This is a genomic window from Demequina sp. NBRC 110052, assembly GCF_002090075.1.
In the GTDB taxonomy this organism is placed as follows: domain Bacteria; phylum Actinomycetota; class Actinomycetes; order Actinomycetales; family Demequinaceae; genus Demequina.
Map to the genome: position 1 here is coordinate 231819 of NZ_BBRI01000003.1, position 25012 is coordinate 256830.

27 protein-coding genes are annotated in these 25012 nt (G+C 69.5%); 7 read left to right on the forward strand and 20 right to left on the reverse strand.

All coding sequences use genetic code 11. The annotated features are described in order from the left end of the window. Positions 1-9: 9 nt before the first annotated feature. The 11 genes from deoC to B7K21_RS08545 form a co-directional block, all read right to left on the reverse strand. Positions 10-702, reverse strand: a complete 693-nt coding sequence (deoC, locus tag B7K21_RS08495; protein ID WP_084075018.1) for a deoxyribose-phosphate aldolase — start codon at positions 700-702, stop codon at positions 10-12. Positions 703-711: 9 nt separating this feature from the next. Continuing rightward, complete coding sequence (locus B7K21_RS08500) at positions 712-1782, reverse strand: adenosine deaminase (protein WP_084075019.1); 1071 nt, start codon at positions 1780-1782, stop codon at positions 712-714. Positions 1783-1836: 54 nt separating this feature from the next. Beyond that, on the reverse strand, positions 1837-2163 hold the full coding sequence (locus tag B7K21_RS08505) for a hypothetical protein (RefSeq protein ID WP_159448459.1): 327 nt from the start codon (positions 2161-2163) through the stop codon (positions 1837-1839). Beyond that, positions 2135-2872, reverse strand: coding sequence for a hypothetical protein (locus B7K21_RS08510; RefSeq protein ID WP_084075021.1), 738 nt, complete (start codon positions 2870-2872; stop codon positions 2135-2137). The genes B7K21_RS08505 and B7K21_RS08510 overlap by 29 nt, the downstream gene beginning before the upstream one ends. Next, entirely contained in the window at positions 2872-4182 is a 1311-nt protein-coding gene (locus B7K21_RS08515; protein WP_084075022.1) for a thymidine phosphorylase, read from the reverse strand. Before B7K21_RS08515 ends, B7K21_RS08510 begins: the two co-directional genes overlap by 1 nt. A 5-nt stretch (positions 4183-4187) precedes the next feature. Then, entirely contained in the window at positions 4188-4586 is a 399-nt protein-coding gene (locus B7K21_RS08520; protein WP_234989257.1) for a cytidine deaminase, read from the reverse strand. Between the two features lie 7 nt (positions 4587-4593). Then, positions 4594-5910 (reverse strand): ABC transporter permease, encoded by a 1317-nt coding sequence (locus B7K21_RS08525; protein ID WP_084075023.1) that lies wholly within the window; start codon positions 5908-5910, stop codon positions 4594-4596. Next, positions 5907-7118: an ABC transporter permease gene (locus B7K21_RS08530; protein ID WP_084075024.1), complete on the reverse strand. Its 1212-nt coding sequence runs from the start codon at positions 7116-7118 to the stop codon at positions 5907-5909. The genes B7K21_RS08525 and B7K21_RS08530 overlap by 4 nt, the downstream gene beginning before the upstream one ends. After that, positions 7115-8629, reverse strand: a complete 1515-nt coding sequence (locus B7K21_RS08535; RefSeq protein ID WP_084075025.1) for an ABC transporter ATP-binding protein — start codon at positions 8627-8629, stop codon at positions 7115-7117. Before B7K21_RS08535 ends, B7K21_RS08530 begins: the two co-directional genes overlap by 4 nt. Before the next feature lie 127 nt (positions 8630-8756). Beyond that, on the reverse strand, positions 8757-9827 hold the full coding sequence (locus B7K21_RS08540) for a BMP family protein (protein ID WP_084075026.1): 1071 nt from the start codon (positions 9825-9827) through the stop codon (positions 8757-8759). Positions 9828-10009: 182 nt separating this feature from the next. Continuing rightward, positions 10010-11107, reverse strand: coding sequence for a mannose-1-phosphate guanylyltransferase (locus B7K21_RS08545; RefSeq protein WP_084075027.1), 1098 nt, complete (start codon positions 11105-11107; stop codon positions 10010-10012). 15 nt (positions 11108-11122) lie between these two features. On the opposite strand from B7K21_RS08545, the gene sdhC reads away from it, so the two are divergent. The 4 genes from sdhC to B7K21_RS08565 are packed head-to-tail and all read left to right on the forward strand — an operon-like array spanning position 11123 to position 14545. Beyond that, complete coding sequence (gene sdhC, locus B7K21_RS08550; RefSeq protein ID WP_084075028.1) at positions 11123-11542, forward strand: succinate dehydrogenase, cytochrome b556 subunit; 420 nt, start codon at positions 11123-11125, stop codon at positions 11540-11542. After that, the gene (locus tag B7K21_RS08555; RefSeq protein WP_084075029.1) at positions 11542-12003 is read left to right on the forward strand and encodes a succinate dehydrogenase hydrophobic membrane anchor subunit; all 462 of its coding nucleotides are present in this window, start codon (positions 11542-11544) and stop codon (positions 12001-12003) included. The genes sdhC and B7K21_RS08555 overlap by 1 nt, the downstream gene beginning before the upstream one ends. Continuing rightward, a complete protein-coding gene (sdhA, locus tag B7K21_RS08560) occupies positions 12000-13766 on the forward strand; it encodes a succinate dehydrogenase flavoprotein subunit (protein ID WP_084075030.1) in 1767 nt (588 codons plus the stop codon). The genes B7K21_RS08555 and sdhA overlap by 4 nt, the downstream gene beginning before the upstream one ends. A gap of 14 nt (positions 13767-13780) precedes the next feature. Further along, positions 13781-14545, forward strand: a complete 765-nt coding sequence (locus B7K21_RS08565) for a succinate dehydrogenase iron-sulfur subunit (protein WP_084075031.1) — start codon at positions 13781-13783, stop codon at positions 14543-14545. A 24-nt stretch (positions 14546-14569) separates the two neighbouring features. Here the strand turns inward: B7K21_RS08565 and B7K21_RS08570 are convergent, their stop codons facing one another. The 6 genes from B7K21_RS08570 to sigE form a co-directional block, all read right to left on the reverse strand. After that, the gene (locus B7K21_RS08570; protein WP_084075032.1) at positions 14570-15661 is read right to left on the reverse strand and encodes a YihY/virulence factor BrkB family protein; all 1092 of its coding nucleotides are present in this window, start codon (positions 15659-15661) and stop codon (positions 14570-14572) included. A 34-nt stretch (positions 15662-15695) separates the two neighbouring features. Beyond that, positions 15696-16706: a tryptophan--tRNA ligase gene (trpS, locus tag B7K21_RS08575; RefSeq protein WP_084075033.1), complete on the reverse strand. Its 1011-nt coding sequence runs from the start codon at positions 16704-16706 to the stop codon at positions 15696-15698. Between the two features lie 108 nt (positions 16707-16814). Continuing rightward, positions 16815-17144 (reverse strand): twin-arginine translocase TatA/TatE family subunit, encoded by a 330-nt coding sequence (locus B7K21_RS08580; RefSeq protein WP_084075034.1) that lies wholly within the window; start codon positions 17142-17144, stop codon positions 16815-16817. A gap of 17 nt (positions 17145-17161) precedes the next feature. Next, complete coding sequence (locus tag B7K21_RS08585; protein ID WP_084075035.1) at positions 17162-18688, reverse strand: S1C family serine protease; 1527 nt, start codon at positions 18686-18688, stop codon at positions 17162-17164. Between the two features lie 17 nt (positions 18689-18705). After that, on the reverse strand, positions 18706-19548 hold the full coding sequence (locus tag B7K21_RS08590) for an anti-sigma factor (RefSeq protein ID WP_084075036.1): 843 nt from the start codon (positions 19546-19548) through the stop codon (positions 18706-18708). Beyond that, positions 19545-20138 carry an RNA polymerase sigma factor SigE gene (gene sigE / locus B7K21_RS08595; protein WP_084075460.1) on the reverse strand — a complete coding sequence of 198 codons (594 nt, stop codon included), beginning with the start codon at positions 20136-20138 and terminating at the stop codon, positions 19545-19547. The genes B7K21_RS08590 and sigE overlap by 4 nt, the downstream gene beginning before the upstream one ends. Before the next feature lie 143 nt (positions 20139-20281). On the opposite strand from sigE, the gene B7K21_RS08600 reads away from it, so the two are divergent. Beyond that, positions 20282-20914 carry an O-methyltransferase gene (locus B7K21_RS08600; protein WP_084075037.1) on the forward strand — a complete coding sequence of 211 codons (633 nt, stop codon included), beginning with the start codon at positions 20282-20284 and terminating at the stop codon, positions 20912-20914. 15 nt (positions 20915-20929) lie between these two features. Here the strand turns inward: B7K21_RS08600 and B7K21_RS08605 are convergent, their stop codons facing one another. From B7K21_RS08605 to dapE, 3 genes are all read right to left on the reverse strand, one after another. Then, on the reverse strand, positions 20930-21097 hold the full coding sequence (locus tag B7K21_RS08605) for a DUF3117 domain-containing protein (protein ID WP_084075038.1): 168 nt from the start codon (positions 21095-21097) through the stop codon (positions 20930-20932). 129 nt (positions 21098-21226) lie between these two features. Continuing rightward, positions 21227-21958: a TIGR00730 family Rossman fold protein gene (locus tag B7K21_RS08610; protein ID WP_084075039.1), complete on the reverse strand. Its 732-nt coding sequence runs from the start codon at positions 21956-21958 to the stop codon at positions 21227-21229. Positions 21959-21996: 38 nt separating this feature from the next. Further along, a complete protein-coding gene (dapE, locus tag B7K21_RS08615) occupies positions 21997-23127 on the reverse strand; it encodes a succinyl-diaminopimelate desuccinylase (protein ID WP_084075040.1) in 1131 nt (376 codons plus the stop codon). A 40-nt stretch (positions 23128-23167) separates the two neighbouring features. Here dapE and dapD point away from each other — a divergent pair, with 40 nt between their 5' ends. Then, positions 23168-24115, forward strand: coding sequence for a 2,3,4,5-tetrahydropyridine-2,6-dicarboxylate N-succinyltransferase (gene dapD, locus B7K21_RS08620; protein ID WP_084075041.1), 948 nt, complete (start codon positions 23168-23170; stop codon positions 24113-24115). Then, on the forward strand, positions 24115-25008 hold the full coding sequence (locus B7K21_RS08625) for a hypothetical protein (RefSeq protein WP_084075042.1): 894 nt from the start codon (positions 24115-24117) through the stop codon (positions 25006-25008). The genes dapD and B7K21_RS08625 overlap by 1 nt, the downstream gene beginning before the upstream one ends. Positions 25009-25012 lie beyond the last annotated feature (4 nt).

The window sequence follows — 25012 nt, forward strand, 5'->3', positions numbered from 1 at the left end:
CGTGATGGCTCAGTAGCCGCCGTCGCCCTCAGTCTCGGTGACCGCGCCGTCGAGTCCATCGAGCACGGCGGCCGTACCCGACAGGCCCAAGCGAGTGGCGCCCGCGTCGATCATGGCGAGAGCCGCGTCGGCCGTGCGAATGCCGCCCGAGGCCTTGACGCCCAGCCGACCGCCGACCGCGTCGGCCATCAACTTCACCGCGTGCACGGACGCACCGCCAGCGGGGTGGAACCCGGTCGAGGTCTTCACGAAGTCGGCGCCCGCGGCCTCTGCGGCGCGGCAGGCCCCCACGATCGCCTCGTCGCTCAGCGCGGCGGACTCGATGATGACCTTGAGGATCTTGCCCTCGGGCACGGCGCCACGGACTGCGGCGATGTCCGACTGCACGTCGTCGAAGCGTCCCTCGTTCGCAGCGGCGATGTCGATCACCATGTCCACCTCATCGGCACCCTGCTCGATGCTCAGCGCCGCCTCGGCCGCCTTCACGAACGAGTGGTGCTTGCCCGAGGGGAAGCCGCACACGGTCGCGACGGCGACGCCTGCGGGCGTGCTGACGGGGAGCATCGACGGCGAGACGCACACCGAGAAGACGCCGAGCTGGGCGGCCTCCGCGATCAGCGCCTCGACATCGGCGGGAGTCGACTCAGGCTTCAGGAGCGTGTGGTCGACGTACTGGGCGAGCTCTGCACGGGAAAGTGTCATGGGATCAGCCTATTCGTCCATGCCGTAGCCCTCGACGACAAGGTCGGCCAGGTCGGCCCGCTCGTCGTAGGGAAGGAACGCGCCCCAGGCGGCAGCGAGCGTCGCCTCGAACAGGTCCTCCGTGGTCCAGCCTGCGCCCACGAGCTCCTCGAACTCGCTCACCATATCCACACCCGAGACCAGCTTGTCGTCGGTGTTGATCGTGATCGCGAAGCCGAGGTCGCGCAGCTCGTGCATCGGGTGGTTCGCGATCGACTCCGCAGCGCCCGTGTGCACGTTGGACGTGGGGCACATCTCGAGCGGAATCTGCTGGTCCAGCGCGTACTGCGCGATGTGGCCCAGCACCGGGGTCTCGGTGCCGAAGCCCTCGATGTCCTCGTGGATGCGCACGCCATGCCCGATGCGGCGCGCGGCACCGAGGCCAAGCGCCTGCGAGACCGAGCCCGCGCCGTCCGCCTCGCCCGCGTGGATCGTCACGGGGAACAGCTCATCGCGCAGCAGCGCGAACGCGGCCGCGTGCTTGGCGGGCGGGAAGCCCAGTTCGGGACCGGCGATGTCGAAGCCCACGCAGCCCGTGCCACGGTTGGCGAGGGCGAGTTCTGCGACCTCGAGCGACTTGTCGAGGTGACGCATCGCGCACAGCAGCGCGGCGGCGCGGATGCCGAATCCTTCCTCGGCGGCCTCGGCGACGCCCTCCTCGAGCCCTGTCTGCACGGCGTCGACGACGTCCTGCATCGAGAGGCCCTTCTCGCAATGCTGCTCGGGCGCGTAGCGCAGCTCCACGTAGATGACGCCGTCGCGGGCGTGATCCACGACCGCCTCGCGGGCCACGCGGGTGATCTGCGCGGCAGTCTGCATCACGGCAGTGGTGTGCGCGAACGCCTCGAGGTAGCGCACCAGGTCGCCCGAGTTCGCGTTGGCCACGAAGTGCTTGGCCAGCATGTCGGGGTCGGTGTAGGGGAGCTCGTAGCCGATCTCGGCCGCCAGCTCGATGAGGGTCTCGGGGCGCAATCCGCCATCGAGGTGGTCATGCAGCACGACCTTGGGCAGGGCGCGGATCTCGTCAGAGGTGAGGGTCATGACACCAGGCTAGTGCGCCACAGCGCGGAATGGCGCGAGTGGAGAGGTACCCGCTCAGTGGACGGGCGAAGGCAGGACCAGCCACGCGACGCGGCTCCAGTGCCCGAGCGAAGCCCGACGCGGTCCCGGGCCGGTGAACGCGGCGTCGGGCAGGTGCATGAGGGCGCCGCGCGACGGCTCATACGCGAGGAAGCCGTCCTCGACGCGCGCCACGAGCAGAATCACGTGCCTCGGCACCGCGGTGTCGAGGCCCAGCGCCGAGTCCCCTGCCGAGTACAGCGGCACCGGGAGCGAGTCCGCGAGCGCGGCCGACGCGTGGGCCACCCAGGCGGCCGCGGCCTCGGCGGAGCGGTCATCGAGCGACGCGCCGCGGTACCTCACGCCGAACGGACGCACCATCCGCGCGAGGCCCCACGGCGGCGTGCCGAGCGAACCCGGCCACGCGAACGGACCCAGGGCGCCTCGCCTCGCCTCCGCATGCAGCGCGCTGGAGGGCGGCCCACCGCGACTCGAGGGTGCGCGGGCCTGACTTCCAGTCGCCGCCGAGCACGCCAGCGACGGCTGCTGGCCGGTGGTCGGCGAAGATCCGCCCGGTGGCGAGCCACACCGCGACGAACGGGTCGGTCGTGAGCGCGACCATCGCGAGGACTGCGGCGCCGCACGTCGTCTCGTCGATCTGACGCAGCGTCAGCACGCCCACGGCGGCAGGCCCCTCCTCCCGACGACCCGACGGTGAGGCCAGCGGGTCGCGCGCCGCAGCCTTCGCATCGCCCGGCAGGCTCGCCCATGCGGCTGCGAGCGCAGCGACGGCGGCGACGGGAGCCCCCGAGCCGGCGGCTCGCTGGATCACCCGCGCATCAGAGCCGACCTCAGCCGCGGCGGCCTCGAGCGCCTTGCGATCGGCGGGGGACGCCTGTGCGAGGCGCCGCTCCCACGTGCGCTCGGACAGGTCAGGCGCACCGCCCGGCGCAGCCGGAGGATCCGCCGCGAGGGCTCGGGCGTGCGTGACGGCATCCGGCGCCACCCAGCGTCTCCCCCAGCCCAGCGGGCCGAGCACCCGGGCTGCGACGGACGTGAGCGTCCAGCCCATCAGGACGTGACGGTGCCGATCCGGTCCAGCACGATGGCACGCGCGTCTGCGGCGTCGCCGATCTCGATGGCACCCTCGCCGCCGCACGCCTCCTGCAGGGCCTGCAGCCCGCGCGGCATGCGGTCCTCGGTCTCGGTGTGCAGCGTCGCGATGACGTCGCCCGCCTTGACGTGCTCACCGAGCGTGCGATGCAGGTAGATGCCTGCACCGTCCTGGACCGGGTCCTCCTTGCGCGCGCGTCCCGCTCCCAGGCGCCACGAGGCGACGCCCACGCCGAGCGCGTCCATGCGTGTGATCACGCCGTCGCGGTCCGCGCGGACCTCTTCCACATGCTCCGCCACTGCCATGGGCGCAGTCGGATCTCCGTCCTGGGCGCGGATCATCGCGTTCCACGCGTCCATCGCACGGCCATCCTTGAGCGCATCCGCCGGGTCGACGTCAGTGATGCCCGCCTGGGCGATCATCTCGCGCGCCAGAGCAACGGTGAGTTCGACCACGTCGGCAGGTCCCCCACCGGCCAGCACCTCGAGCGACTCCTCCACCTCGAGCGCATTGCCGATGCCCCGGCCCAGCGGCGTCGACATGTCGGTCAGCAGCGCCGAGGTCTTCACGCCCGCATCCGTGCCGAGGTCGACCATGGTGCGCGCCAGCTCACGCGCGGACTCGAGGTCCTTCATGAACGCGCCAGAGCCGACCTTCACGTCCAGCACGAGAACGCCCGTGCCCTCGGCGATCTTCTTGGACATGATCGAGCTCGCGATCAGCGGGATCGCCTCGACCGTGCCGGTGACGTCGCGCAGCGCGTAGAGCTTCTTGTCCGCGGGCGCGAGGCCGGAACCTGCGGCACAGATCACCGCGCCGACCGTCTCGAGCTGCTCGAGCATCTCCTCGTTCGACAGCGCCGCGCGCCAGCCCGGGATCGACTCGAGCTTGTCGAGCGTGCCTCCCGTGTGACCCAGGCCCCGGCCGGACAGCTGCGGGACCGCGACGCCGCACGCCGCGACCAGCGGAGCGAGGGGCAGCGTGATCTTGTCGCCCACCCCTCCCGTCGAGTGCTTGTCCGCCGTGGGGCGGCTGAGCCCGGAGAAGTCCAGGCGCTCGCCGGTGGCGATCATCGCCTGCGTCCAGCGCGCGATCTCCGCGCGCGTCATCCCACGCTGGAGGATCGCCATCGCGAGCGAGCTCATCTGCTCGTCCGCGACCACGCCCCGCGTGTAGGCGTCGACGACCCAGTCGATCTGGTCGTCAGAGAGGGTGCCGCCGTCTCGCTTGGTGACGATGACGTCGACGGCGTCGTGGCGCTCGGCCATGGGGATCAGCTCTCCTCGAGGTGCTGCGGGCCGAAGGCCCAGGGAAGGATGTCGGACATCGTGAGCGTCCCGTCAGGGCCGTCGATGAGCAGCGAATCGCCGCCGAACTCGTATAGCAGCTGACGGCAGCGCCCGCACGGCTGCAGCGGAGCACCCGCCGCGTCCACGCACGCGAACGCGACGAGGCGCTTGCCGAGCGCATCCGTGTGTAGCTTGGACACGAGCGCGCACTCGGCGCACAACGTGAGCCCGTAGCTGGCGTTCTCCACGTTCGCGCCCGTCACGATCGCACCCGTGTCCGTGAGCGCTGCGGCGCCCACCGGGTACTTCGAGTACGGCACGTACGCGCGGGTCGATGCCTCGCGGGCGGCAGCCCGGAGCGCCTCCCAGTCGATCTCTGTCACGGGACCCCTACTTCTTGTACGGGATGTTCTCAGCGGCCGGGGGACGCACGTGGCCCACAAGACCCGCGACCGCGAAGATCGTGGCGAGGTACGGAAGCATCGCCAGGAACTGCGACGGGATCGACGTGCCGATGATGCCGAACTGCTCGCGCAGGGAGTCGGCGAAGCCGAACAGCAGAGCCGCGGCCAGCGCGCCCTTGGGGCTCCAGCGACCGAGGATCATCGCGGCCAGCGCGATGTAGCCCTTGCCGCCCGTCATCTCCTTGTTGAACGCGAGACCGGACGCCACGGTGAAGAACGCACCGCCCAGACCCGCGACGGCGCCACCGAGAATCGTGTTGCGCACGCGCGTCCGGTTGACCTTGATGCCCACCGTGTCCGCCGCCTTGGGGTGCTCGCCGACGGAGCGCACGCGCAGACCCCAGCGGGACTTGAACAGCATGATGTTCAGCACGATCACGATCGCGTACATGAGGTAGACCAGCATGTTCTGGTCGAACAGCACGGGTCCGATCACGGGGATGCGCGACAGCACCGGGATCGGCAGGTCGGGCAGTCCGATCGCCCGGTTGAGCTCGGGGTTCTCGCGCATGAGCGTTCCGAAGAAGAAGCTCGTGAGGCCCACGACGAGCACGTTGAGCACGACGCCGACGACGATCTGGTCCACCCAGTACCGCACGGCGAACAGGCTCAGCGCTGCGCCGACCAGCGCACCGGCGATCGGTGCCGCGACGAGTCCCACATAGGCGCCGAACGAGTCGGAACCGGTGGACGACGAGACGGCGCCAGCGACCAGCGCGGCGAGGAAGGCGCCGGCGAGCAGTTGGCCCTCGATCGCGATGTTGACGATGCCGGAGCGCTCGCACAGCGTGCCGGCGAGCGAGCCGAACACCAGCGGTGTCGCGAGGACGACCGTGCCGATCAGCAGCCCGGTGAGCTGGATCGACGTGGCGGTACGCCCCGCGCCCGCCCACACGAGTACCGCGAGCACGAGGGCGATGCCGTACACGGTGGGCAGCCACATGCCGATCTTGCGGCGGTTCTGCACTCCCCACGCTGAGACGCCGGCGAGGGCGATCGCGATCACCGTGAGCGCGATGGCTGTCGCCTGCGCCGGGACGGTGATCGCGGGAATGGTGAACAGGTCGTTCGGCCGCGACAGGACGAACGTGGTGGTCGCGCCGCCACCCTCGGTCATCAGACCGAAGAGGACGAACGCGATCAGGCCGACGACGCCCAGGATGATGGGCGTGCGCCAACTGCGCGCCACCTCGATGTCGACGGCGGGCTGCGCCTGGGGCGCCTCGGTCAGCGTCGCGGTCATGCCGCCACCACCTTCTCGCGCGACGGCGCGGGCAGTCGGAACAGGAAGCGCACCAGCGGCGGCGCGGCGATGAACAGCACGATCAGCGACTGGATGACCAGCACGATGTCGACCGGCAGTCCCGCCTGCACCTGCAGCGCAGGCCCGGAGGCCTTGAATCCACCGAAGAGGATCGCGGCCATGACCGTGCCGAGCGGGCGCGAGCGCCCGAGCAGTGCGACGGTGATCGCGTCGAACCCGAAACTGCCCGCGACGCCCGCGGTGAGGCCGGAGCTCTCGGTGCCGAGGATCTGCGACGATCCGGCGAAGCCCGAGAGGGCTCCCGCGATAGTCATGACACCGATGATCGACAGCGGCACGTTCATGCCTGCGGTGCGGGCGGCGCGAGCGTTGGCGCCCACGGCGCGGAAGCGGAAGCCCCACGTGGAGCGCTCCATGAGCCACCACACGCCGAACGCGGCGGCGATCGCGAGCAGGAACGACAGGTTGAGACGGAAGGAGTCGCCGAGGATCAGCGGGTACTGCGCGGTCTCGGCGATCGGCGGCGACTTGGGGTTGTCAGAGCCCTCGAGCTGGAACGCGTCGGTGCTGAGCGCGTACGCGATCAGGTTCGCCGCGACGTAGTTCAGCATGATCGTGACGATCACCTCGTGCGCGCCGGCCTTGGCCTTGAGGATGCCGGGGATGAATCCCCACAGCGCGCCTCCAAGCACCGAGGCGATGATCGCGACGATGAGGTGAAGGCCCCACGGGAGGTCCCACGCGAAGCCGACCCAGCCGCCGATCATGGCGCCCATGATGATCTGGCCCTGCGCACCGATGTTGAACAGGCCTGCGCGGAAGCCGATGCCGAGGCCCAGTCCAGCGAAGATCAGCGGCGTGGCCATCGTGAGCGACTCCGTCAGAGGACGGAACTGCTGCACGAACGTGTCGCCGTTGTAGTTCCACACGGAGCCACGGAACATCGCGGTGTAGGCGCCGGTGATCGCCTCCCATGCGGCTGCGAACGTGTCGGCGGGCCGCGAGAAGAAGTAGCCGAGCGCCTCCTCGACCTCGGGCGAGGCGAGCACGACGAGGATCGCGCCGATGACGATGGATGCGACGACGGCCAGCGCGACGACCAGCCCCGAGCTCTCCGCGATCTGCCTCAGGACCGAGCGATCGTCCTGCTCCTCGACCGCCTTCGCGGTCGTCTGCTCGGCGCTCACGCGGCCTCCTCCTGCTTGGCTCCGGCCATCATGAGGCCGAGGGTGTCACGGTCCGTGTCGGGCGGCACGATGCCCACGATCTCGCCGTGGTACATCACGGCGATGCGGTCGGCGAGCGCGACGACCTCGTCGAGCTCGGAGCTCACGATGAGCACCGCGGTGCCGTTGTCGCGCTCCTCGATGATGCGCTTGTGGACGAACTCGATCGAGCCCACGTCCAGTCCGCGCGTGGGGTTCGAGGCGATGAGCAGCTTGAGGGGTCGCGACAGCTCGCGCGCGAGCACGACCTTCTGCTGGTTTCCACCGGACAGCGAGCCGGCCGTCGCCTCGGTCGAGGTCGTGCGGATGTCGAACTGCTCGACGTGCTTGGCAGCCTCCTCGTCGATGACGCTCGGCTTGAGCGCCATGCCCGACGCGTAGGGCGGCTGGTCGTGCAGGTCGAGGATGAGGTTGTTCGCGATGGTCATCGAGGCGACGAGCCCGTCCTCGGTGCGGTCCTCCGGCACGAAGCCCAGGCCCGCCATGAGCACGTCCTTGATGGGCTTGCCCGTGATGAACTCGCCATCGAGCAATGCGTCGCCCGAGGTGACCGGCTGTGAGCCGAGCAGTGCCTCGGTGAGCTCAGTCTGTCCGTTGCCCTGCACGCCGGCGATCGCGAGGATCTCCCCAGCCTTCACGTTGAAGGACACGTGCTTGAGTCGCGGGATGCCAAGCTCGTCGACGACCGAGAGGTCTCGCACGGAGAGCATCACCGCACCAGGCTTGGCGGCGTCCTTGTCGACCGTCATCGAGACGTCGCGGCCGACCATGAGAGAGGCGAGTTCCTCCTGCGAGGCGGTGGGCTCGGCCTGGCCCACGACCTTGCCGCGACGGATCACGGTGATCGTGTCCGCCACTGCCTGCACCTCGCGGAGCTTGTGGGTGATGAGCACGACGGAGGTTCCAGCCTTGCTCAGGTCCTTGACGATGGCGAGCAGTTCGTCGGTCTCCTGCGGCGTGAGCACAGCGGTGGGCTCGTCGAGGATCAGCACCTCGGCGTCGCGGGATAGAGCCTTGATGATCTCGACGCGCTGCTGCGCGCCGACCGGCAGGTCCTCGACGACGGCGTCGGGGTCGACTGCGAAGTTGAATCGCTCGGAGATCTCCTTGACCTTCGCGCGCGCGGCGTCGAGGTCCAGCAGCTTCGCCGGACCTCGCACCTCCTCATGGCCGAGCATGACGTTCTCGGCGACGGTGAACGGGGGCACGAGCATGAAGTGCTGGTGCACCATGCCGATGCCTGCGGCCATCGCGTCTCCGGGGCCTTCGAAGTCGGCCGGCTCTCCATCGAGCAGGACCTCGCCCTCGTCGGCGTCATAGAGGCCGAACAGCACGTTCATCAGCGTGGACTTGCCGGCGCCGTTCTCGCCGAGCAGCGCGTGCACCTGTCCGGGCTCGACGACCAGATCGATGGCGTCGTTCGCGGTGAAGGTGCCGAAGCGCTTGGTGATTCCCCTCAGTTCGAGTCTCACTCATGTGCCTTTCGCGGTTCATCGGGTCCGGCAGTCGTTGCCAGCCCAGCAAATGTCAGTCAAGCACGAGGGGCGCGCCGCGTCCACGCAGCGCGCCCCTCTTCCGGGCGCTTGGCCCGGGCCTGACTTACGGGGTGACGGAGATCGATCCGCCGATGATGCCGTTCTGGATCTCCTCGATCTCGGCGATGACGGCGTCGTCGAGCACGCCATCCGCGATGTCGGAGATGCCGACGCCCTCGTTCTCGAGCGTGCCGAGGTACGGGGTGACGTCGAACTCGGCGTCAACGGAACCGCTGACGACGTCGTAGACGGCCGGTCCCATGTTCTTCATGACCGAGGTCAGGATGATGTCCGAGTAGTCGGGAGCGGTGAGCGTCCAGTCGGAGTCCACACCGATGATCCACACGTTGCCTGCTGCCTGGGCGGCGGCGGCGGCGCCGAGGCCCACGGGGCCCGCGACCGGGAGGATGACGTCCGCACCCTGGTCGATGAAGCCCTGAGCGGTCGACTGACCCTTGGTGGTGTCGGAGAAGTCACCGGTGAACGAACCGGTCTCGCCATCCCAGCCGAGCACGGTGACGGCGGCGCCGTTCTGCTCGTTGTAGTAGTTCACGCCGGCGAGCAGGCCGTCCATGAAGATGGTGACGGACGGAATCTGGATGCCGCCGAAGGTGCCGATGACGCCGGTCTGCGAGGCCGCAGCCGCCGCGTAGCCCGCGAGGAACGCGGCCTCGTCGGTGTCGAACGTGATGGGCTTGATGTTCGGGGCGTCGGTGGTGCCGTCGAAGTCGTTGTCGGCGAGGTCGTCGATGATGGCGAAGCTCGAGTCCGGGTTGGCGAGCGCCGCGTCGACGGTGGCCTGGCTGAGCAGGAAGCCGACCGTGATCGTCAGGTCGCAGCCCTGGTTGATCATCTCGTTGATGTTCGGGGCGAAGTCGGACTCGCCCTCGGACTCGGCGGTGGCGATCTCGATGCCGAGGTCGCTCGAGACGGCCTGGAGGCCCTCGTAGCCGGCCTGGTTGAACGAGGCGTCGTCGAAGCCTCCGGAGTCCGAGACCATGCAGGCCTTGTAGTCGACGGCCTCGGCGGTCTCGGTAGCGGTCTCCGAGGGGGTCTCCTCCGGGGCAGCCGAGCACGCGGCCAGGGCGATCGCGGCGGAGGCCGCGACGGCGCCGATGCGCAGGGTGTTCTTCATGAGTGGTTTCCTCACTGGGTGTCTAGCCTGAATGACGCCAGGCTGGTGCGTCGGCTCCACGATACGCGCTTCGTGTTTCGAGAACACGCCTGGAAGTTGCGCGATTGCAACGAAATGGTCACGATCCGGGCGTGCGCAGCACGCGCCGCATCGCAATTCTCACGGTCAGGATCGCTCTGACGTCACTCGGCTTCGAGCGACGCGGCGGCGTCCTTGACCCGCTGCGACTGGGCGCGGGTCGTCACGAGCAGCGCCTCCTGCGTCTGGACCACCACGGCGTCGTCCACACCGACGATCACGACAGGCCTGTCGCCGCCCACGACGAGCGCCTTCTCGGCGCCCACGAGCCCGACGCCGTGGTCGCGCCCGACGGCGACCACGCCCTGGGCATCGGGCGTCAGCATCGAGGCGAGCGAATCGAAGTCGCCGATGTCGTGCCAGCCGAGGCTCGCCGGCACCACGGCGACACCGCCCGCGGCGGCGACCGGCTCCGCGATGGCGTGGTCGATCGCGATCTTGGTGAGCGTCGGCCACACGCGCGCCAGCACCTCGTCGCGCGCGTCCGTGTCCCAGGCGGCAGCGATCTCGCGGACGCCCGCCTCGAGCGACGGGAGCTGGTGCGCGAGGTGACCCAGGAGCACGTCGGTGCCCACCACGAACATGCCCGCATTCCACACGTAGCCGCCGTCGGCGAGCATGCGCGCGGCTGTCTCCGCGTCGGGCTTCTCGGTGAACTCGGCCACCTCGAACGCACCGTCGACGCCCTCGAGAGCCCCCGCCTGGCGGATGTACCCGAACGCGCTCGAGGGCTCGGTCGGCGTGATGCCGATCGTCACGACCTTGCCCGTCCGCGCCGCCGCGACCGCAGTGCGCACCGCCTCGGCGAATGCCGCCGACTCGGTGATGACGTGATCCGCGGCGAACGAGCCCATGACCGCCGGGCCGCGCCGCTGCTCGATCAGCGCGGCCGCGAGCGCGATCGCCGCCATCGAGTCACGCGGGCTCGGCTCCCCGACGATCCTGTCACCCGGCAACTGCGGCACCTGCCCGGCCACCGCGTCGGCATGGCGCGCGCCGGTGACGATGTAGACGTCGTCTGCGAGCGCCTGGAGGCGCGCGACCGTGTCCTGGATCAGCGTGGACCCCGTGCCAAGCAGATCGAGCAGAAATTTGGGCCTGCTCGGCTGCGACAGTGGCCACAGCCGCGAGCCCACACCGCCCGCGGGGATCACGACGACGAGGTCGTCCAGGGACACGGGCGAGGAGGTCGAGTCGTTCACAGTGACCAGACTAAGATGCAATGCGACAGCCCATCGCCGAAGACGACGAAGGAGTCCTACGTGACGCCCGCACCGACCCTCTACAGGGGACACGAGGGCATGTGGATGTGGCTGGTCCACCGGGCGACCGGCGTGGCCATCTTCTTCTTCCTGCTCATCCACGTGACCGACACCGCGCTCGTGCGCGTGTCCCCCGAGGCATACAACGAGGTCATCGACAGCTATAAGACGCCGATCTACGGGCTGATCGAGGCAGGACTGGTCGCCGCGATCATCCTCCACGCGTTCAACGGGCTGCGCATCATCGCCGTCGACAACTCCACGTGGGCCCTGCGCCACCAGCGCAAGCTGGCGTGGGCCGTGTGGGTCATCTTCGTCGTGCTGATGGCGGGCTTCCTGCCGCGCCACCTCATGCACGTGTTCGGAGGTGCCTGATGACCGCCCCCGAGCTGAGCACCCCCCGCGAGCGCATCCGCTCCGGCCGCATGCGGCGCAACGCCGAGCGCTGGTCCTGGCTGTTCATGCGCTTCTCCGGCGCCCTCCTGCTGGTCCTGATCTTCACCCATCTGTTCGTCAACCTGATGACGGGCGACGGCGTGCAGCAGATCGACTTCGCGTTCGTCGCCGGCAAGTGGGCCTCGCCGCTGTGGAAGGTCTGGGACCTTCTCATGCTGGTGCTGGCGATGATCCACGGCGGCAACGGCATGCGCCTGCTCATCAACGACTACGCCCACCGTCCCCGGGTGCGCACATTCCTGCTGTGGCTGCTCGGTATCGCGGTGGTCGTCGTCATCGTGCTCGGCTCGCTCGTGATCTTCACGTTCGACCCGTGCCCGCTCGACGCCTCTGGCGACCTCCTGTCCGGTGTCCCCGATTTCTGCAAGGACGTTCGATGACCCTCCACGAATACGACGTCGTCATCGTCGGCGCCGGTGGCGCTGGCATGCGCGCAGCCCTCGAGAGCTCGCAGCGGGCCCGCACCGCGTGCCTCACGAAGCTCTACCCGACGCGCTCCCACACCGGCGCGGCCCAGGGCGGCATGGCCGCGGCCCTGAGCAACGTCGAGGACGACAACGCCGAGTGGCACACGTTCGACACGATCAAGGGCGGCGACTACCTGGTCGACCAGGACGCCGCCGAGATCCTGTGCAACGAGGCGATCGACGCCGTGCTTGACCTCGAGAAGATGGGCCTGCCCTTCAACCGCACCGAAGAGGGCAAGGTCGACCAGCGGCGCTTCGGCGGCCACACGCGCAACCACGGCGAGGCCGCCGTGCGCCGCGCGTGCTACTCGGCCGACCGCACCGGCCACATGATCCTGCAGACGCTGTACCAGCAGTGCATCAAGCAGGAGGTGGAGTTCTTCAACGAGTTCTACGTGCTGGACCTGCTGCTCGACAAGGATCCGCAGTCCACGCCCGAGGGCGAGGAGGTCTCCGTCGCCGGAGTCGTCGCGTACGAGCTCGCCACCGGCGAGATCCACACGTTCCGCGCCAAGTCCGTCATCTTCGCGACGGGCGGCGCCGGCAAGGTCTTCAAGACCACCTCGAACGCGCACACCCTCACCGGTGACGGCATGGCGATCGCGTACAACGCGGGGCTGCCTCTCGAGGACATGGAGTTCTTCCAGTTCCACCCGACGGGCCTCGCCGGCCTGGGCATCCTGCTGTCCGAGGCCGCGCGCGGTGAGGGCGGCATCCTGCGCAACTCCGAGGGCGAGCGCTTCATGGAGCGCTACGCGCCCACGATCAAGGACCTTGCGCCGCGCGACATGGTCGCGCGCGCCATGGCCAACGAGGTGCGCGAGGGACGCGGGTGCGGACCCCACAAGGACTACGTGCTGCTGGACCTGACCCACCTGGAGCCCGCGCACATCGACGCGAAGCTGCCGGACATCACCGAGTTCGCTCGCACGTACCTGGGAGTCGAGCCGTACACCGAGCCTGTGCCCGTGTACCCCACGGCGCACTACGCGATGGGCGGCATCCCCACCAACGTCCAGGGCGAGGTGCTGCGCAACAACACGGACAAGGTCAAGGGCCTGTACGCCGCCGGTGAGTGCGCGTGCGTGTCGGTGCACGGAGCCAACCGACTCGGCACCAACTCGCTGCTGGACATCAACGTGTTCGGCCGCCGCGCCGGCATCGCCGCAGCGGAGCACGCCCTCGCGACCGAGGCCGCGGCCGAGCTTCCCGAGGACGCGGAGGGGCGCCTGCGCGCCTGGGTCGAGCGCCTGCGGGACACCGTCGGCACCCCGGGCGCCGAGTCGATCGCCCAGGTGCGTCGCGAGCTGCAGGAGACGATGGACCGGAACGCCCAGGTGTTCCGCGACGAGGCGTCGCTCAGCGCCGCGAAGGCGGACATCGCGGCGCTCAAGGAGCGCTACGAGGCCGTGGGCATTCACGACCGCGGCCAGCGCTACAACACCGACCTGCTCGAAGCGATCGAGTTGGGCTTCCTGCTCGACCTCGCCGAGGTGGTCGTCGAGGGCGCGCTCGCCCGCAAGGAGTCGCGCGGCGGTCACTACCGCGAGGACTTCCCCACGCGCGATGACGAGAACTTCATGCGCCACACGATGGTCTACGGCGGCGAGCAGCTCCGCCTCGACTACAAGCCAGTGGTTGTGACGAAGTATCAGCCCATGGAACGCAAGTACTGACGAGGAGGAACGACATGACAGCCACCGCTGAGGCCCCGGCCGCGGGAGAGGTCGCCTCCTTCGAGGTCACCCTGCGCATCCGCCGAATGAACCCGGAGGGCACCTCCGAGCATGGCGCGGGCGAGGAGTACTGGGAGGAGCACACGATCCAGGCGCACGCCACTGACCGCGTGCTCGATGCCCTGCACAAGATCAAGTGGGACATCGACGGGTCGCTCGCGTTCAGGCGTTCGTGCGCGCACGGCGTGTGCGGCTCGGACGCGATGCGCATCAACGCACGCAACCGTCTTGCGTGCAAGACGCTCCTCAAGGACCTCAACCCTGCGAAGCCCATCATGGTCGAGCCGATCAAGGGCCTGCCCGTGGAGAAGGACCTGATCGTCGACATGGAGCCGTTCTTCGCCTCCTACCGCGAGATCATGCCGTTCCTCATGACGTCGGGTCCCACGCCCGAGCGCGAGCGGCTCCAGACCCCCGAGGAGCGCCAGCGCTTCGACGACACGACCAAGTGCATCCTGTGCGCGGCCTGCACCACCAGCTGCCCCGTGTTCTGGACCGACGGCCAGTACTTCGGCCCGCAGGCGATCGTGGGCGCCCACCGGTTCATCTTCGACTCGCGCGACGAGGGCCAGTGGGACCGCCTCGAGATCCTCAACGACAAGGCCGGCGTGTGGAAGTGCCGCACGGCGTTCAACTGCACGGAGGCCTGCCCGCGCGGCATCGAGGTCACCAAGGCGATCTCCGAGGTCAAGAAGGTGCTCAACACCGGCGAGATCTGAGCCCTGGCCCGGTGCGCGCGTCGCTCAGACGTGCGATTCGCGTACCGGAAGCTTGCCAGGCTTGCGCCTGACGGTGGCGCGCCGCGTCGTGACGAGCGTGCGGCGCCCGCGGCGTCCGTTCACGACGTCCACCCGTGCGACATCCTCGGGCACCGGAGCGAGCGCGAGCCTGCCCACCTCGGGAGGCGTGTGATGCGCGCCGAGCCACGCGGCGCACATCAGAATGATGCGGTTCACGTACTGCACGAACACCATCAGGGTGATGATCGGCACGAACGGCGCGAGCACGGCGTCCGAGGTTGCGCCGCTCACGACGAAGGTCACGCCGAGCCGTAGCACTCCGATCGCCAGCGCGGCGACCAGGATGATCGCGAGCAGTCGCTTGGACCACCGCGTGCCGCCCAGCAACGTCATCGCCATGGCCACGTACAGCATGTCCGCGATCACGCCGGCGCCGATCGCGATCAGCCGCAGCGACCACGCAGGGATCCCGATTCCCAGGGCCTCTCCGATCCACTCCGCGGCTCCGGAGGCGGTCACCTGAACCGCCAGTCCCACGAGCGCGACGATCAGCAGCCCTAGGAGGGCGACCACGTCGCGGAGCTTGCCGAGCACGGGCGAGGCGGCCTCTTCGCCGAGCATGGTGCGCAGGCTCGTGCGCAGTCCGGTGACGAAGCGGGTCGCGGTGTTGATCAAGATGATGAACGAGACGAGTCCGACAATGCCCGCGATCGACGTCGCGCTGCCAGAGCCGAGGTCATCGGGCTGGATGATGCCCGGCGAGTCGCCCGTGGCGATCATCCCCGGCACTGCTTCGGCGAGGTAGTCGACGAGCGAGTTCCGGAGCTCGTCGTTGCCCGCGAGGAACAGGGAAGCGATCGTGGTCGCCACGACCAGGCCGGCGGCGACCGAAGCCAACGAGAAGAAGGCGACGCCCGCTGCCAGCACGTTGCCGTTCTGGAGCGAGAATCGCTTGAGCCCCTTGCCCCACGAGGTCGCGTCCCACCAGGTCTTGAGTCGCTTGCCGCGCTCCGCGGCCTCTTTGGCCTGCGCGACGACCTCATCCTTCGCGATCGCGAGCGAGGTCGTGTCGGTCTCGCGTTCGGATGCCGTCATGACGTCAGCCCCCTTCCGATCGACGCGACGGTTGTCAGCGGTGCAGCACTGGCAGCAGTCCCACTCGATCGTAGATGCGCTCGAGCGTGCCCTGAGCGATCTGCGAGGCCTTCGCGGCGCCGTCTGCCAGCACTGAGTCCAACCGCTCGGGGGACTCGATCCATTCCATCGCGGCGTCGTGCACCGGCGTCAACGCTTCGACGACGATGTCCGCGAGGTCGACCTTGAGGTGGCCGTACATCTTCCCCTCGTACTCGGCGACGATGTCGTCGACGGTGCGACCCGTGAAGGCAGAGTAGATCCGCAGCAGGTTCGAGATGCCGGGCTTGGCGTCCTCGTCGTAGCGGATCACCGTCTCGGTGTCGGTAGTCGCGGACTTGATGTTCTTCGCGATCTTCTTGGGGTCCTCGAGGATCTCGATCAGGCCCTTGGGGCTCGAGGCCGACTTGGACATCTTCTTGGTCGGCTCTTGGAGGTCCTGGATCTTGGCGACCTCCTTGACGATGTGCGGCTCCGGCACGACGACGGTGCCCTCACCGAGGCGCGCGTTGAGGCGCTGCGCGAGGTCCCGTGAGAGCTCGAGGTGCTGGCGCTGGTCCTCGCCCACGGGCACGAGGTTCGTGCCGTACAGCAGGATGTCCGCGGCCATCAGCACGGGGTACGTGAAGAGACCGACGTTGGTGCCCGACTCCCCCACCTTCGCGGACTTGTCCTTGAACTGGGTCATGCGCCCGGCCTCGCCCATGCCGGTGAAGGTGGACAGTATCCACGCGAGCTCCGCGTGCTGCGGCACGTGGGACTGCACGAACAGCAGCGAGCGCTCGGGATCGACGCCCGCCGCGAGGAACTGGGCTGCGGTGCGGCGCGTGCGCTCGCGCAGGACGGCGGGCTCGGGGGCGACGGTCAGCGCGTGCAGGTCCACGACCGAGTAGATCGCGTCGTGCGTGTCCTGCAGCTTCACCCACTGCACCAGCGCGCCCAGGTAGTTGCCGAGCTGGAGGGAGTCTGAGGTCGGCTGCATGGCCGAGAACACGCGCGGATTCATGCCGCCATTGTGTCAGGGGTGCGCCACTCGCCCAAGCCTGGCGACGCGTCGGGCCTGCGTCCGATGCGGGAGCCCTCACAAGCCCGACGCAGCGGCCGGGCACGAGGATTACGTCGCGTCGGGGTCGAAGGGCGCGGTCGCGCCTGGCTCCGGGCCCGAGGATACGCGGGGGCGCGGAGCCGGGGAAGGCTCGTCCTCTTCGGCAAGCGCGTCGCGCACGATGCGGCGGGGGTCGTACTGGCGGGGGTCGTACTGGCGCAGGTCGACATCGGGGCCGACCTCGCGCTTGAGGGCCTCCTTGCCCTGCAGCGCGAGGTCGCGCCCCTGCCGGATGAGCCTGCGCAGCTGGCGCAGGTACTCCGGGAGTCGCTCCGGTCCGATGACCACCACCGCGACCACGATGAGGATCACCAGCTCCGTGCTGTTGATGTCGAACACGGACCTATTGTGTCGTGTTACTCGTCGTCTTCGGAACCAGGCGGGTTGGGACGGCCTCCGCCGGAGCCCGAGCCGTCGTCGTCCGTGGAGCCGTCGTCCGCGAACGTGACGTCGTCCGAGGCGGCGAGTGTCACGACCACATCGCGATCGGTGTCGCCGTCGCTGAGGGTCAGGGTCACGTCGTCGCCTGGCGCGAGCGCACGGATGGCCACCACGAGCTCGTCGACCTGAGTCACGGGTCGGCCGTCGATCGCGGTGATGACGTCGCCGGGCTGGATGCCCGCGAGATCCGCAGGGCCTCCCGCGACGACGCCGGTCTCGTCGTCCGCGACCTTGATGCCCTCGCCGGTGTAGTTGCCGTCGAGCAGCACGCCGATCACGGGGTATGTGGCGACGCCGTTGGCGATGAGCTCCTCCGCGGTGCGGCGGGCCTGGTTCGACGTGATCGCGAAGCCGAGTCCGATGGAACCTGTGCCGCTGGTCGCGCCGGAGAGCGTCGCGATCGCGGAGTTGATGCCGATGACCTCGCCCTGCGCGTTGAGCAGCGGGCCGCCGGAGTTGCCGGGGTTGATAGCCGCGTCGGTCTGGATCGCGTCGATGAACGCGGTGGAGGTCGAATCCGAGGTGGTGACGGGGCGGTGCAGCGCCGAGACGATGCCGGTCGTGACCGTCGACTCGAGCCCCAGCGGGGAACCGACCGCGACCACGCCCTCACCCACGACGACCTCGTCGGAGTCGGCGAGCACCAGCGGGGTCAGGCCGGTGCGGTCGATCTTGACGACCGCGAGGTCGTACTCGACGGACGTGCCGACGACGGTGCCCTCGTACTCCGAGCCGTCGTACATGACGACGTTGACGGTGCCGTCAGAGTCCGCGACGACATGCGCGTTGGTGAGCAGGTAGCCGTCCTCGCGGATGACGAAGCCTGAGCCCGTGGAAGCGACCTGGCCGCCGCTCAGCACCTCGAGCTGCACGACCGAGGGAGTCACGGCCGCGGCGATGTCGACGACGTCGATCGCGCTGCTCGCGTTCGACGACGTGTTCGTGATCGACGACGTGGGCAGGCTCGCAGATGAGCCGCCCTGGTCATCATTGAGGGACGAGTACAGGTAGGCGCCTCCGAAGCCGGCGCCGCCGCCCAGGATGAGCGCGCCGGCGGCGATGAACGCCACCGTGCTCGTACGCACGCGCCCTACGGGCGGCTGCGGGGCGGCCGCCTGTGGCGCGCTCGCGTACTGCTCCGGCGGCGCGGCGTGAGCGACGGGCGGCTCGGCGGACGTGGCCTGGTCGGCGGGAACGCCCGACGCGGGAGCGTCCCACGGCGAGGCGGTGGGCAACGGCTCGGTGTCGTGAGCGACGTCGTGGCCGGCGGAGGGCGCGGGACGGTCGGTCTCCGCCGCGGCGGAGCCGGCGGCGGGCTCGTCCTCGCGACGCTCGACCGCGCCGGCGGTGACGGGGACGGAGCCCGAAGGCGGCGCGAACGGGGCCTGGGCCTCGCCGTCTGCGGGCACGCCGGAGTCAGGGGTGTGGGGGGTGTCGGTCATGGGAGAACGGATCTCTTTCAGTCTGAGCCGATGATCTCATCGACGAGTTGGCCAAGTCCTGCCGAGATGCGGTCGACGACGCCTGGCTCGTCGTCTGCCGGGAACGCCGTGGCCACGTCCACGAGGGTGGACACCTCGCAGTCGCACGACGCGGTGAGCACGAGGTCCCCTGCCTCCCAGACGAGGCTGGTGGGGGTCCCGTGGATCACATGGAACACCTGGTCTCCCTGCTGGACGGTCGGCACATCCCCCCATGCGGAGGCGAGCCGACCGTGCTGCTCGGTGACGAGCACGCGATCGAGTCCGGAGACGAGGGCGAGGAACAGCTGGTCCGTCCCGTTGGGCATCTCCTTGACCTCGGCATAGACCGGATCGAGTCCGGCCTCGTGCCAGTCAGGGCATGACCACGCACTCAGCTGCGCATCGGACGCGACCTCTTGCGATCCGATGTAGGCCACCGCCGCGGCCCCGGGGGTCTCCCCGGATGCGGTCTCGACGGTGACGGTCTGGGGTGCTCCCGCCGCATACGCGACGCCGACTCCGCCTGCGATGGCGACGAGGCTTCCCAGCACGAGATAGACCGGCCTGCGGTCAGGGGGGCGGACCGCACGCGCGTGGTGCGGGTCCTCGTTGGCGGCGATCGTGGCCATCCGCTCGCGGTCGAGCAGCGCCTGCGCGAAGGCCATGTCGATGCCGACGTCCGAGCTGTTGAGTCGCTCGCGCGCGTCGCGCAGTTCGCGGAAGCGCGCGTCGCACTCCTCGCACTCGGCGAGGTGCGCCATCGCCTCGGCGGAGGCGGAGGCGCCGAGGCGGCCGTCCAGCAGATCGTGGACGGAGCGGCCGAGGTGCTTGGACGTCACGCGTCGCCTCGCGCCGGGGCGCGGTGCGCGAGCGACTCGCGCAGCTTGGCGCGGGCGCGGGACAGCCGGGAGCGCACTGTTCCCATCTTGATGCCGAGCGTCGCGGCGATCTCCTCGTAGCTGAGGCCCTCGATGTCGGAGAGCACGACGGCGGCGCGGTACTCGGGCTGCAGTTCGGCCAGCGCCTGCACGATGTCGTCACCCAGGTGCGACATATCGAACGCGTCCTCGGGCTGACCCGAGCGCTCGTGACGGTCGAAGCTGTCCGAGGTCGCAACACCTGCGTCGTCGTCCGCCATGAAGTCGAAGCGGATGCGCTTCTTGCGGCGCATGCGGTCCAGGAACAGGTTGGTGGTGATGCGGTGCAGCCAGCCCTCGAACGTGCCGGGCTTGTACTGCGACAGCGAGTTGAAGACGCGCACGAACACGTCCTGGGTCAAGTCCTCGGCGTCGTGCTGATTGCCCGTGAGGTGGTACGCGAGGCGGTAGACCCGTCCCGAATGCTCCTCGACGATGCGTTCCCAGCTAAGTTCGGGAGGCAGCGCCGTCGGGGCAGGCGTCATCGCGGCAGGTGTCGCGGTGGTGCTCATCGCTCGGCCTCCTTCACGCTCGGTGAACGTCGTGCACTGCATCCATGTTCCCATGGGCCCCAGACGAGCGCCACGGTCCAGGGGCCTCTCTGCGGGAACTCTCAGGTTGCTTGCCGATACGATGCCCCTGAAGAGGAGGTGCCATGGGCAACGAGGCAGCGAACTGGGCGTATGCCGAGGACTTCCTGGTCGAGGACCGGGTGATCCTGTCGGCACGCGACGCCGCCGACGAGCTCGGGTGCGTCCCCGTCCTGCCGGGCGCGGGCCAGGCTTTGCAGGTGCTCGCGCGCGCACTGGATGCGCGCCACGTCGTGGAGATCGGCACGGGAGCCGGCGTGTCCACGACGTATCTGCTGCGCGGCATGAACCCCGCAGGAGTGATCACGACGATCGACCGCGAGGCGGAGCACCACAAGGCGGCGCGCAGGACTCTTGCGGATGCGGGCTTCGCGCCGGAGCGGGCGCGCATGATCACGGGTCGCGCGCTCGAGGTGCTGCCGCGGCTCACCGACGGCGGCTATGACCTGGTGCTGATCGATGCACGCAAGGTCGAGTACCCGATGTACCTGGAGCATGCGCTGCGACTGCTCCGTCCGGGCGGCATGGTCGCGATCGACAACGCGCTGTGGCACGGGCGCGTGCCAGATCCTGCCCAGCGGGACGAGGAGACGACTGCGGTGCGCATGACGCTCAAGGCGATCCGCGAGGACGAGAGCCTGACGACGGTGCTGCTCACCGCCGGCGACGGACTGTGCGTCGCGATGACCGCGCGCTGACGCGCGGCCCAAGGGTCACTGCAGGGCGGAGCTGAGGGCCTCGCCGAGTTCGCGGACCTCGTCGGCGTTGATCTCCACCACAAGGCGGCCGCCACCCTCGAGAGGCATGCGCAGCACGTAGCCGCGTCCCTCCTTCACGACCTCCATCGGGCCGTCTCCGGTGCGAGGCTTCATAGCGGCCATCGTGTGCAACTCCTTGGCAGATGTGCGGCCACGCGGCGCGCGGCACTGGAGACATTCTACGCGGCGCGCACGAGCGGCCCCAAATCTCACACACGCCCGACGCTGGAGCGGGCGACCGCAAGGCTCGCCTCAGTCGATGGCTACCGACAGATCCTCGGTCACGTGCGCGACGGCCTCCTCCTCGGAGTCGGTGACGAACAGCAGGTCGAGGTCGGTCTCGGCGATCTTGCCGTCCGTCGCCATGGTGTCGCGCAGCCAGTCGATCAGCCCGTCCCAGTAGGCGTGGCCCACGAGCGCGATCGGGAAGCGCTGGATGGTGCGGGTCTGCACGAGCGTCAGCGCCTCGAACAGCTCATCCATGGTGCCGAAGCCGCCGGGCAGCGCGATGAAGCCCTGCGCGTACTTGACGAACATCGTCTTGCGCGCGAAGAAGTAGCGGAAGTTGATGCCGAGGTTCACATACTCGTTGACGCCCTGCTCGTGGGGCAGCTCGATGCCGAGCCCCACGGACACGCCTCCTGCATCGGATGCGCCCTTGTTGGCCGCCTCCATGATGCCGGGCCCTCCGCCCGTGAGCACCGCGTAGCCGCGGTCGACGAGCATGCCGCCGATGCGCTCCCCCTGCACGTAGTCGGGCGCGCCCGGCTTGGAGCGCGCCGAGCCGAACACGGTGATCGCGGGACCGATCTCCGCGAGCGCGCCGAAACCCTCGATGAACTCCGACTGGATCCGCAGCACGCGCCACGGATCCTCGTGCAGCCAGTCGGGCGTGTGCTGGTCGCCCAGCAGACGGCCAGAGGTGGACGACTCGGGGACGTTGCGTCCGCGCAGCAGCACGGGACCCTTGCGGTACTCGGACATGGTTCCTCCTCGTGGTGCCGGCCTGGGCCGGTGGTACGTCAGGACGTGAGCCAGGCCTCCAGGCCCGCACGCACGTCGCGGATCTGGCCGACGGGGCAGCGCTCGTCGTCGGCGTGGGCGAGCTCCGGGTCGCCGGGGCCGTAGTTCACGGCGGGGATGCCGAGCGCTCCGAAGCGCGCGACGTCCGTCCAGCCGAGCTTCGCACGCGGCGGCTCCACGCCGGTGGCCTCGACTGCGGCGGCGAACGACTGGGCGAGCGGCGCGTCGAGCCCGGGCCGGCACGCGTGTGCGAGATCCGTCCACTCGATCACGTACCCGGTCGTCGACACCTCAGGCGCCTCGTCGCTCGGCGGCGGCTCCGCGAGCGCCGCGTTCACGAACCGCTCGACGTTGGCCTGTGCCTGCTCGAGCGTCCAGAACGGACTGAAGCGGTAGTTGAGGGTCACGGTCGCGCGGTCAGGGATGACGTTGCCTGCGATGCCGCCCGTGATCCCCACAGCGTTGAGCCCCTCGCGATACTTCAGCCCGTCGACCTCGACGGTCGCCGCCTCGTAGTCCGCGAGCGCCTGCAGCAGTGGCGCGAGACGGTGGATCGCGTCGATGCCCTTCCACGACCGCGCGGAGTGCGCGGCCTTGCCGAGCACTGTCACGTCGACGCGCAGCGTGCCGTTGCATCCGCCCTCGATCACGCCCCCGGTCGGCTCGCCGAGCACCGCGAAGTCGGCCTCGAGCAAGTCCGGGCGCTCGCGCGAGACGAACCCGAGCCCGTTGCGCGTCTCCTCGACTTCCTCCTGGTCGTAGAAGACCCAGGTGACGTCGCGCGTCGGGCGCTCGAGCGAGGCCGCGAGCGAGAGCAGGACGGCGACGCCCGCCTTCATGTCGACTGCTCCCCTGCCCCACAGCGTGGAGCGGCCCTCGTCCCACCAGCCGGGGACGTTGCCGGCGATCGGCACGGTGTCGAGGTGCCCGGCGACGACGACGCGCTCGGCGAGCCCCAGCGTCGTCCGGGCCACGATGTTGTTGCCCAGGCGCGTGACCTCCAGGTGCGCGCACGCTCGCAGCGCAACCTCCACCTGATCCGCGATCTCGCGCTCGTCGCCTGAGACGGACGGGATGTCGATAAGTGCCTTGGCGAGGTCCTCCACGGGGAGGGCGAGGTCGAGGGTCATGCCGCCAGGCTAGCAACGCGCGCCCCGTAGTCTTGTGGCCATGACTCGCACGGCATACGGATACGGACTGGCCACGATCGACTCGGCGGGAACGGTGCTCGACACCTGGTACCCGGCGCCCCTGCTCGGCGACGCGCCGACCGACCTCGCCGCCCCCGCGGACCTCAAGGCTGCGGAGCGTCGCGATACGTTCCGCGGTGTGAGCGTCGAGCTCGTGTTCACCGAGATCGACATCGACGCGGCGCCGGAGAGCGTGCCCGACGCGTACCTTCGCCTTCACCTGCTGTCCCACCGCCTCGTGCAGCCGCACGGCGTGAACCTTGAGGGCCTCTTCGGCGTTCTCACCAATGTGGTGTGGACATCCGAGGGACCATGCGCAGTCGACGACTTCGAGGGCGTGCGTGCGCGCATGCGTGCGACGGGCAAGCACGTCACCGTGTTCGGCGTGGACAAGTTCCCGCGCATGGTCGACTACGTGGTGCCCTCCGGCGTGCGCATCGCCGATGCCGACCGGGTGCGCCTCGGCGCCCACCTGGCGGAGGGGACGACGGTCATGCACGAGGGCTTCGTGAACTTCAATGCGGGCACGCTCGGCGTCAGCATGGTCGAGGGACGCATCTCCGCCGGCGTGGTCGTGGGTGACGGGTCCGACGTGGGCGGCGGCGCCTCCATCATGGGCACCCTCTCCGGCGGCGGCAAGCACGTCATCTCGATCGGGGAGCGTTCGCTGCTCGGCGCGAACTCGGGCCTGGGCATCCCCCTGGGCGACGACTGCATCGTCGAGGCCGGCCTCTACGTCACCGCAGGCTCCAAGGTGCTGCTCGTGGGCCAGACCGACGACGAGGGCAACCCGATCTACGTGAAGGCGCGCGACCTGGCCGGCCAGCACGGCATCCTGTTCCGCCGCAACTCCGTCACGGGCGCGCTCGAGGCCGTCCAGCGTCAGGGCAAGGGCGTGGAGCTCAACGCGGCCCTGCACGCCAACTGATGGCGCGCCGCCGCCGGCGAGGCGGGGGCGTCGCAGCGTTCCTCATCTTCGCAGCGGTGGCGACCGCAGGAGTGATCTGGGGGCCGGAGCTGTGGGAACGGCACGGCGACCGCCTCTCGACTCAGCGGTGCACCGTGAGCTTCGACGGCGAGTCCGACACGCTCACGGCCGAGCAGGCCGACAACGCCGCGCTCATCGCCGCGCGCTCCGCCGCGAGGGGGCTGAGGGCGCGGGCGGCCACGATCGGCATCGCGACCGCCATCCAGGAGTCCGGCCTGCGCAACATCGACTACGGCGACCGCGACTCGCTGGGCCTGTTCCAGCAGCGCCCCTCGCAGGGCTGGGGAACGGTCGAGGAGGTCATGGATCCCTGGCACGCGGCCGACGCGTTCTACGCCGGCCTCGTCAAGGTGAGCGGCTGGGAGGACGCCGAGATCACGGTGGCCGCGCAGGCCGTCCAGCGCAGTGGCTTCCCCGAGGCGTACGCCGACCACGAGCCGGAGGCACGGCTGTGGGCGACGGGCCTGCGCGGGTATGGCGGCCCCGCCGCCGTCACGTGCGACATCTCGACGCCCGACGCCTCGACCCCCGCCGCGTACCTCGCGCGCCTGACCGCGGACTTCGGGGAGGGCATGTACCAGGTGGCCGTCACGGGGATCGGGGACGCGCAGCGGATCGACGTCACCGCGCTCGACGGCACCGAGGTGACCCGAGATCAGTTCGCCGCATGGGCGGTGGCGACAGCGAGCTCCACCGGCGCGATCGCAGTCACGACCTCAGAGAGCACCTGGACTGTCGCGGACGGGATGGTCGCCGAAGGCGTTCCCGAACTCGGCGCAGCTGTGCGCATCGAGATCCGCGCGGCCGAGGCTCCGGCATCGCCTCGCGAGTGACCGC

What these genes read in the sequence shown, in the direction of transcription:
- deoC (WP_084075018.1), bottom strand. Translation starts at nt 702, where the DNA reads ATGACACTTTCCCGTGCAGAGCTCGCCCAGTACGTCGACCACACGCTC.
- B7K21_RS08500 (WP_084075019.1), bottom strand. Translation starts at nt 1,782, where the DNA reads ATGACCCTCACCTCTGACGAGATCCGCGCCCTGCCCAAGGTCGTGCTG.
- B7K21_RS08510 (WP_084075021.1), bottom strand. Translation starts at nt 2,872, where the DNA reads ATGGGCTGGACGCTCACGTCCGTCGCAGCCCGGGTGCTCGGCCCGCTG.
- B7K21_RS08515 (WP_084075022.1), bottom strand. Translation starts at nt 4,182, where the DNA reads ATGGCCGAGCGCCACGACGCCGTCGACGTCATCGTCACCAAGCGAGAC.
- B7K21_RS08525 (WP_084075023.1), bottom strand. Translation starts at nt 5,910, where the DNA reads ATGACCGCGACGCTGACCGAGGCGCCCCAGGCGCAGCCCGCCGTCGAC.
- B7K21_RS08540 (WP_084075026.1), bottom strand. Translation starts at nt 9,827, where the DNA reads ATGAAGAACACCCTGCGCATCGGCGCCGTCGCGGCCTCCGCCGCGATC.
- sdhC (WP_084075028.1), top strand. Translation starts at nt 11,123, where the DNA reads ATGCAATGCGACAGCCCATCGCCGAAGACGACGAAGGAGTCCTACGTG.
- B7K21_RS08555 (WP_084075029.1), top strand. Translation starts at nt 11,542, where the DNA reads ATGACCGCCCCCGAGCTGAGCACCCCCCGCGAGCGCATCCGCTCCGGC.
- sdhA (WP_084075030.1), top strand. Translation starts at nt 12,000, where the DNA reads ATGACCCTCCACGAATACGACGTCGTCATCGTCGGCGCCGGTGGCGCT.
- B7K21_RS08565 (WP_084075031.1), top strand. Translation starts at nt 13,781, where the DNA reads ATGACAGCCACCGCTGAGGCCCCGGCCGCGGGAGAGGTCGCCTCCTTC.
- B7K21_RS08570 (WP_084075032.1), bottom strand. Translation starts at nt 15,661, where the DNA reads ATGACGGCATCCGAACGCGAGACCGACACGACCTCGCTCGCGATCGCG.
- trpS (WP_084075033.1), bottom strand. Translation starts at nt 16,706, where the DNA reads ATGAATCCGCGCGTGTTCTCGGCCATGCAGCCGACCTCAGACTCCCTC.
- B7K21_RS08585 (WP_084075035.1), bottom strand. Translation starts at nt 18,688, where the DNA reads ATGACCGACACCCCCCACACCCCTGACTCCGGCGTGCCCGCAGACGGC.
- sigE (WP_084075460.1), bottom strand. Translation starts at nt 20,138, where the DNA reads ATGAGCACCACCGCGACACCTGCCGCGATGACGCCTGCCCCGACGGCG.
- B7K21_RS08600 (WP_084075037.1), top strand. Translation starts at nt 20,282, where the DNA reads ATGGGCAACGAGGCAGCGAACTGGGCGTATGCCGAGGACTTCCTGGTC.
- B7K21_RS08605 (WP_084075038.1), bottom strand. Translation starts at nt 21,097, where the DNA reads ATGGCCGCTATGAAGCCTCGCACCGGAGACGGCCCGATGGAGGTCGTG.
- B7K21_RS08610 (WP_084075039.1), bottom strand. Translation starts at nt 21,958, where the DNA reads ATGTCCGAGTACCGCAAGGGTCCCGTGCTGCTGCGCGGACGCAACGTC.
- dapE (WP_084075040.1), bottom strand. Translation starts at nt 23,127, where the DNA reads ATGACCCTCGACCTCGCCCTCCCCGTGGAGGACCTCGCCAAGGCACTT.
- dapD (WP_084075041.1), top strand. Translation starts at nt 23,168, where the DNA reads ATGACTCGCACGGCATACGGATACGGACTGGCCACGATCGACTCGGCG.
- B7K21_RS08625 (WP_084075042.1), top strand. Translation starts at nt 24,115, where the DNA reads ATGGCGCGCCGCCGCCGGCGAGGCGGGGGCGTCGCAGCGTTCCTCATC.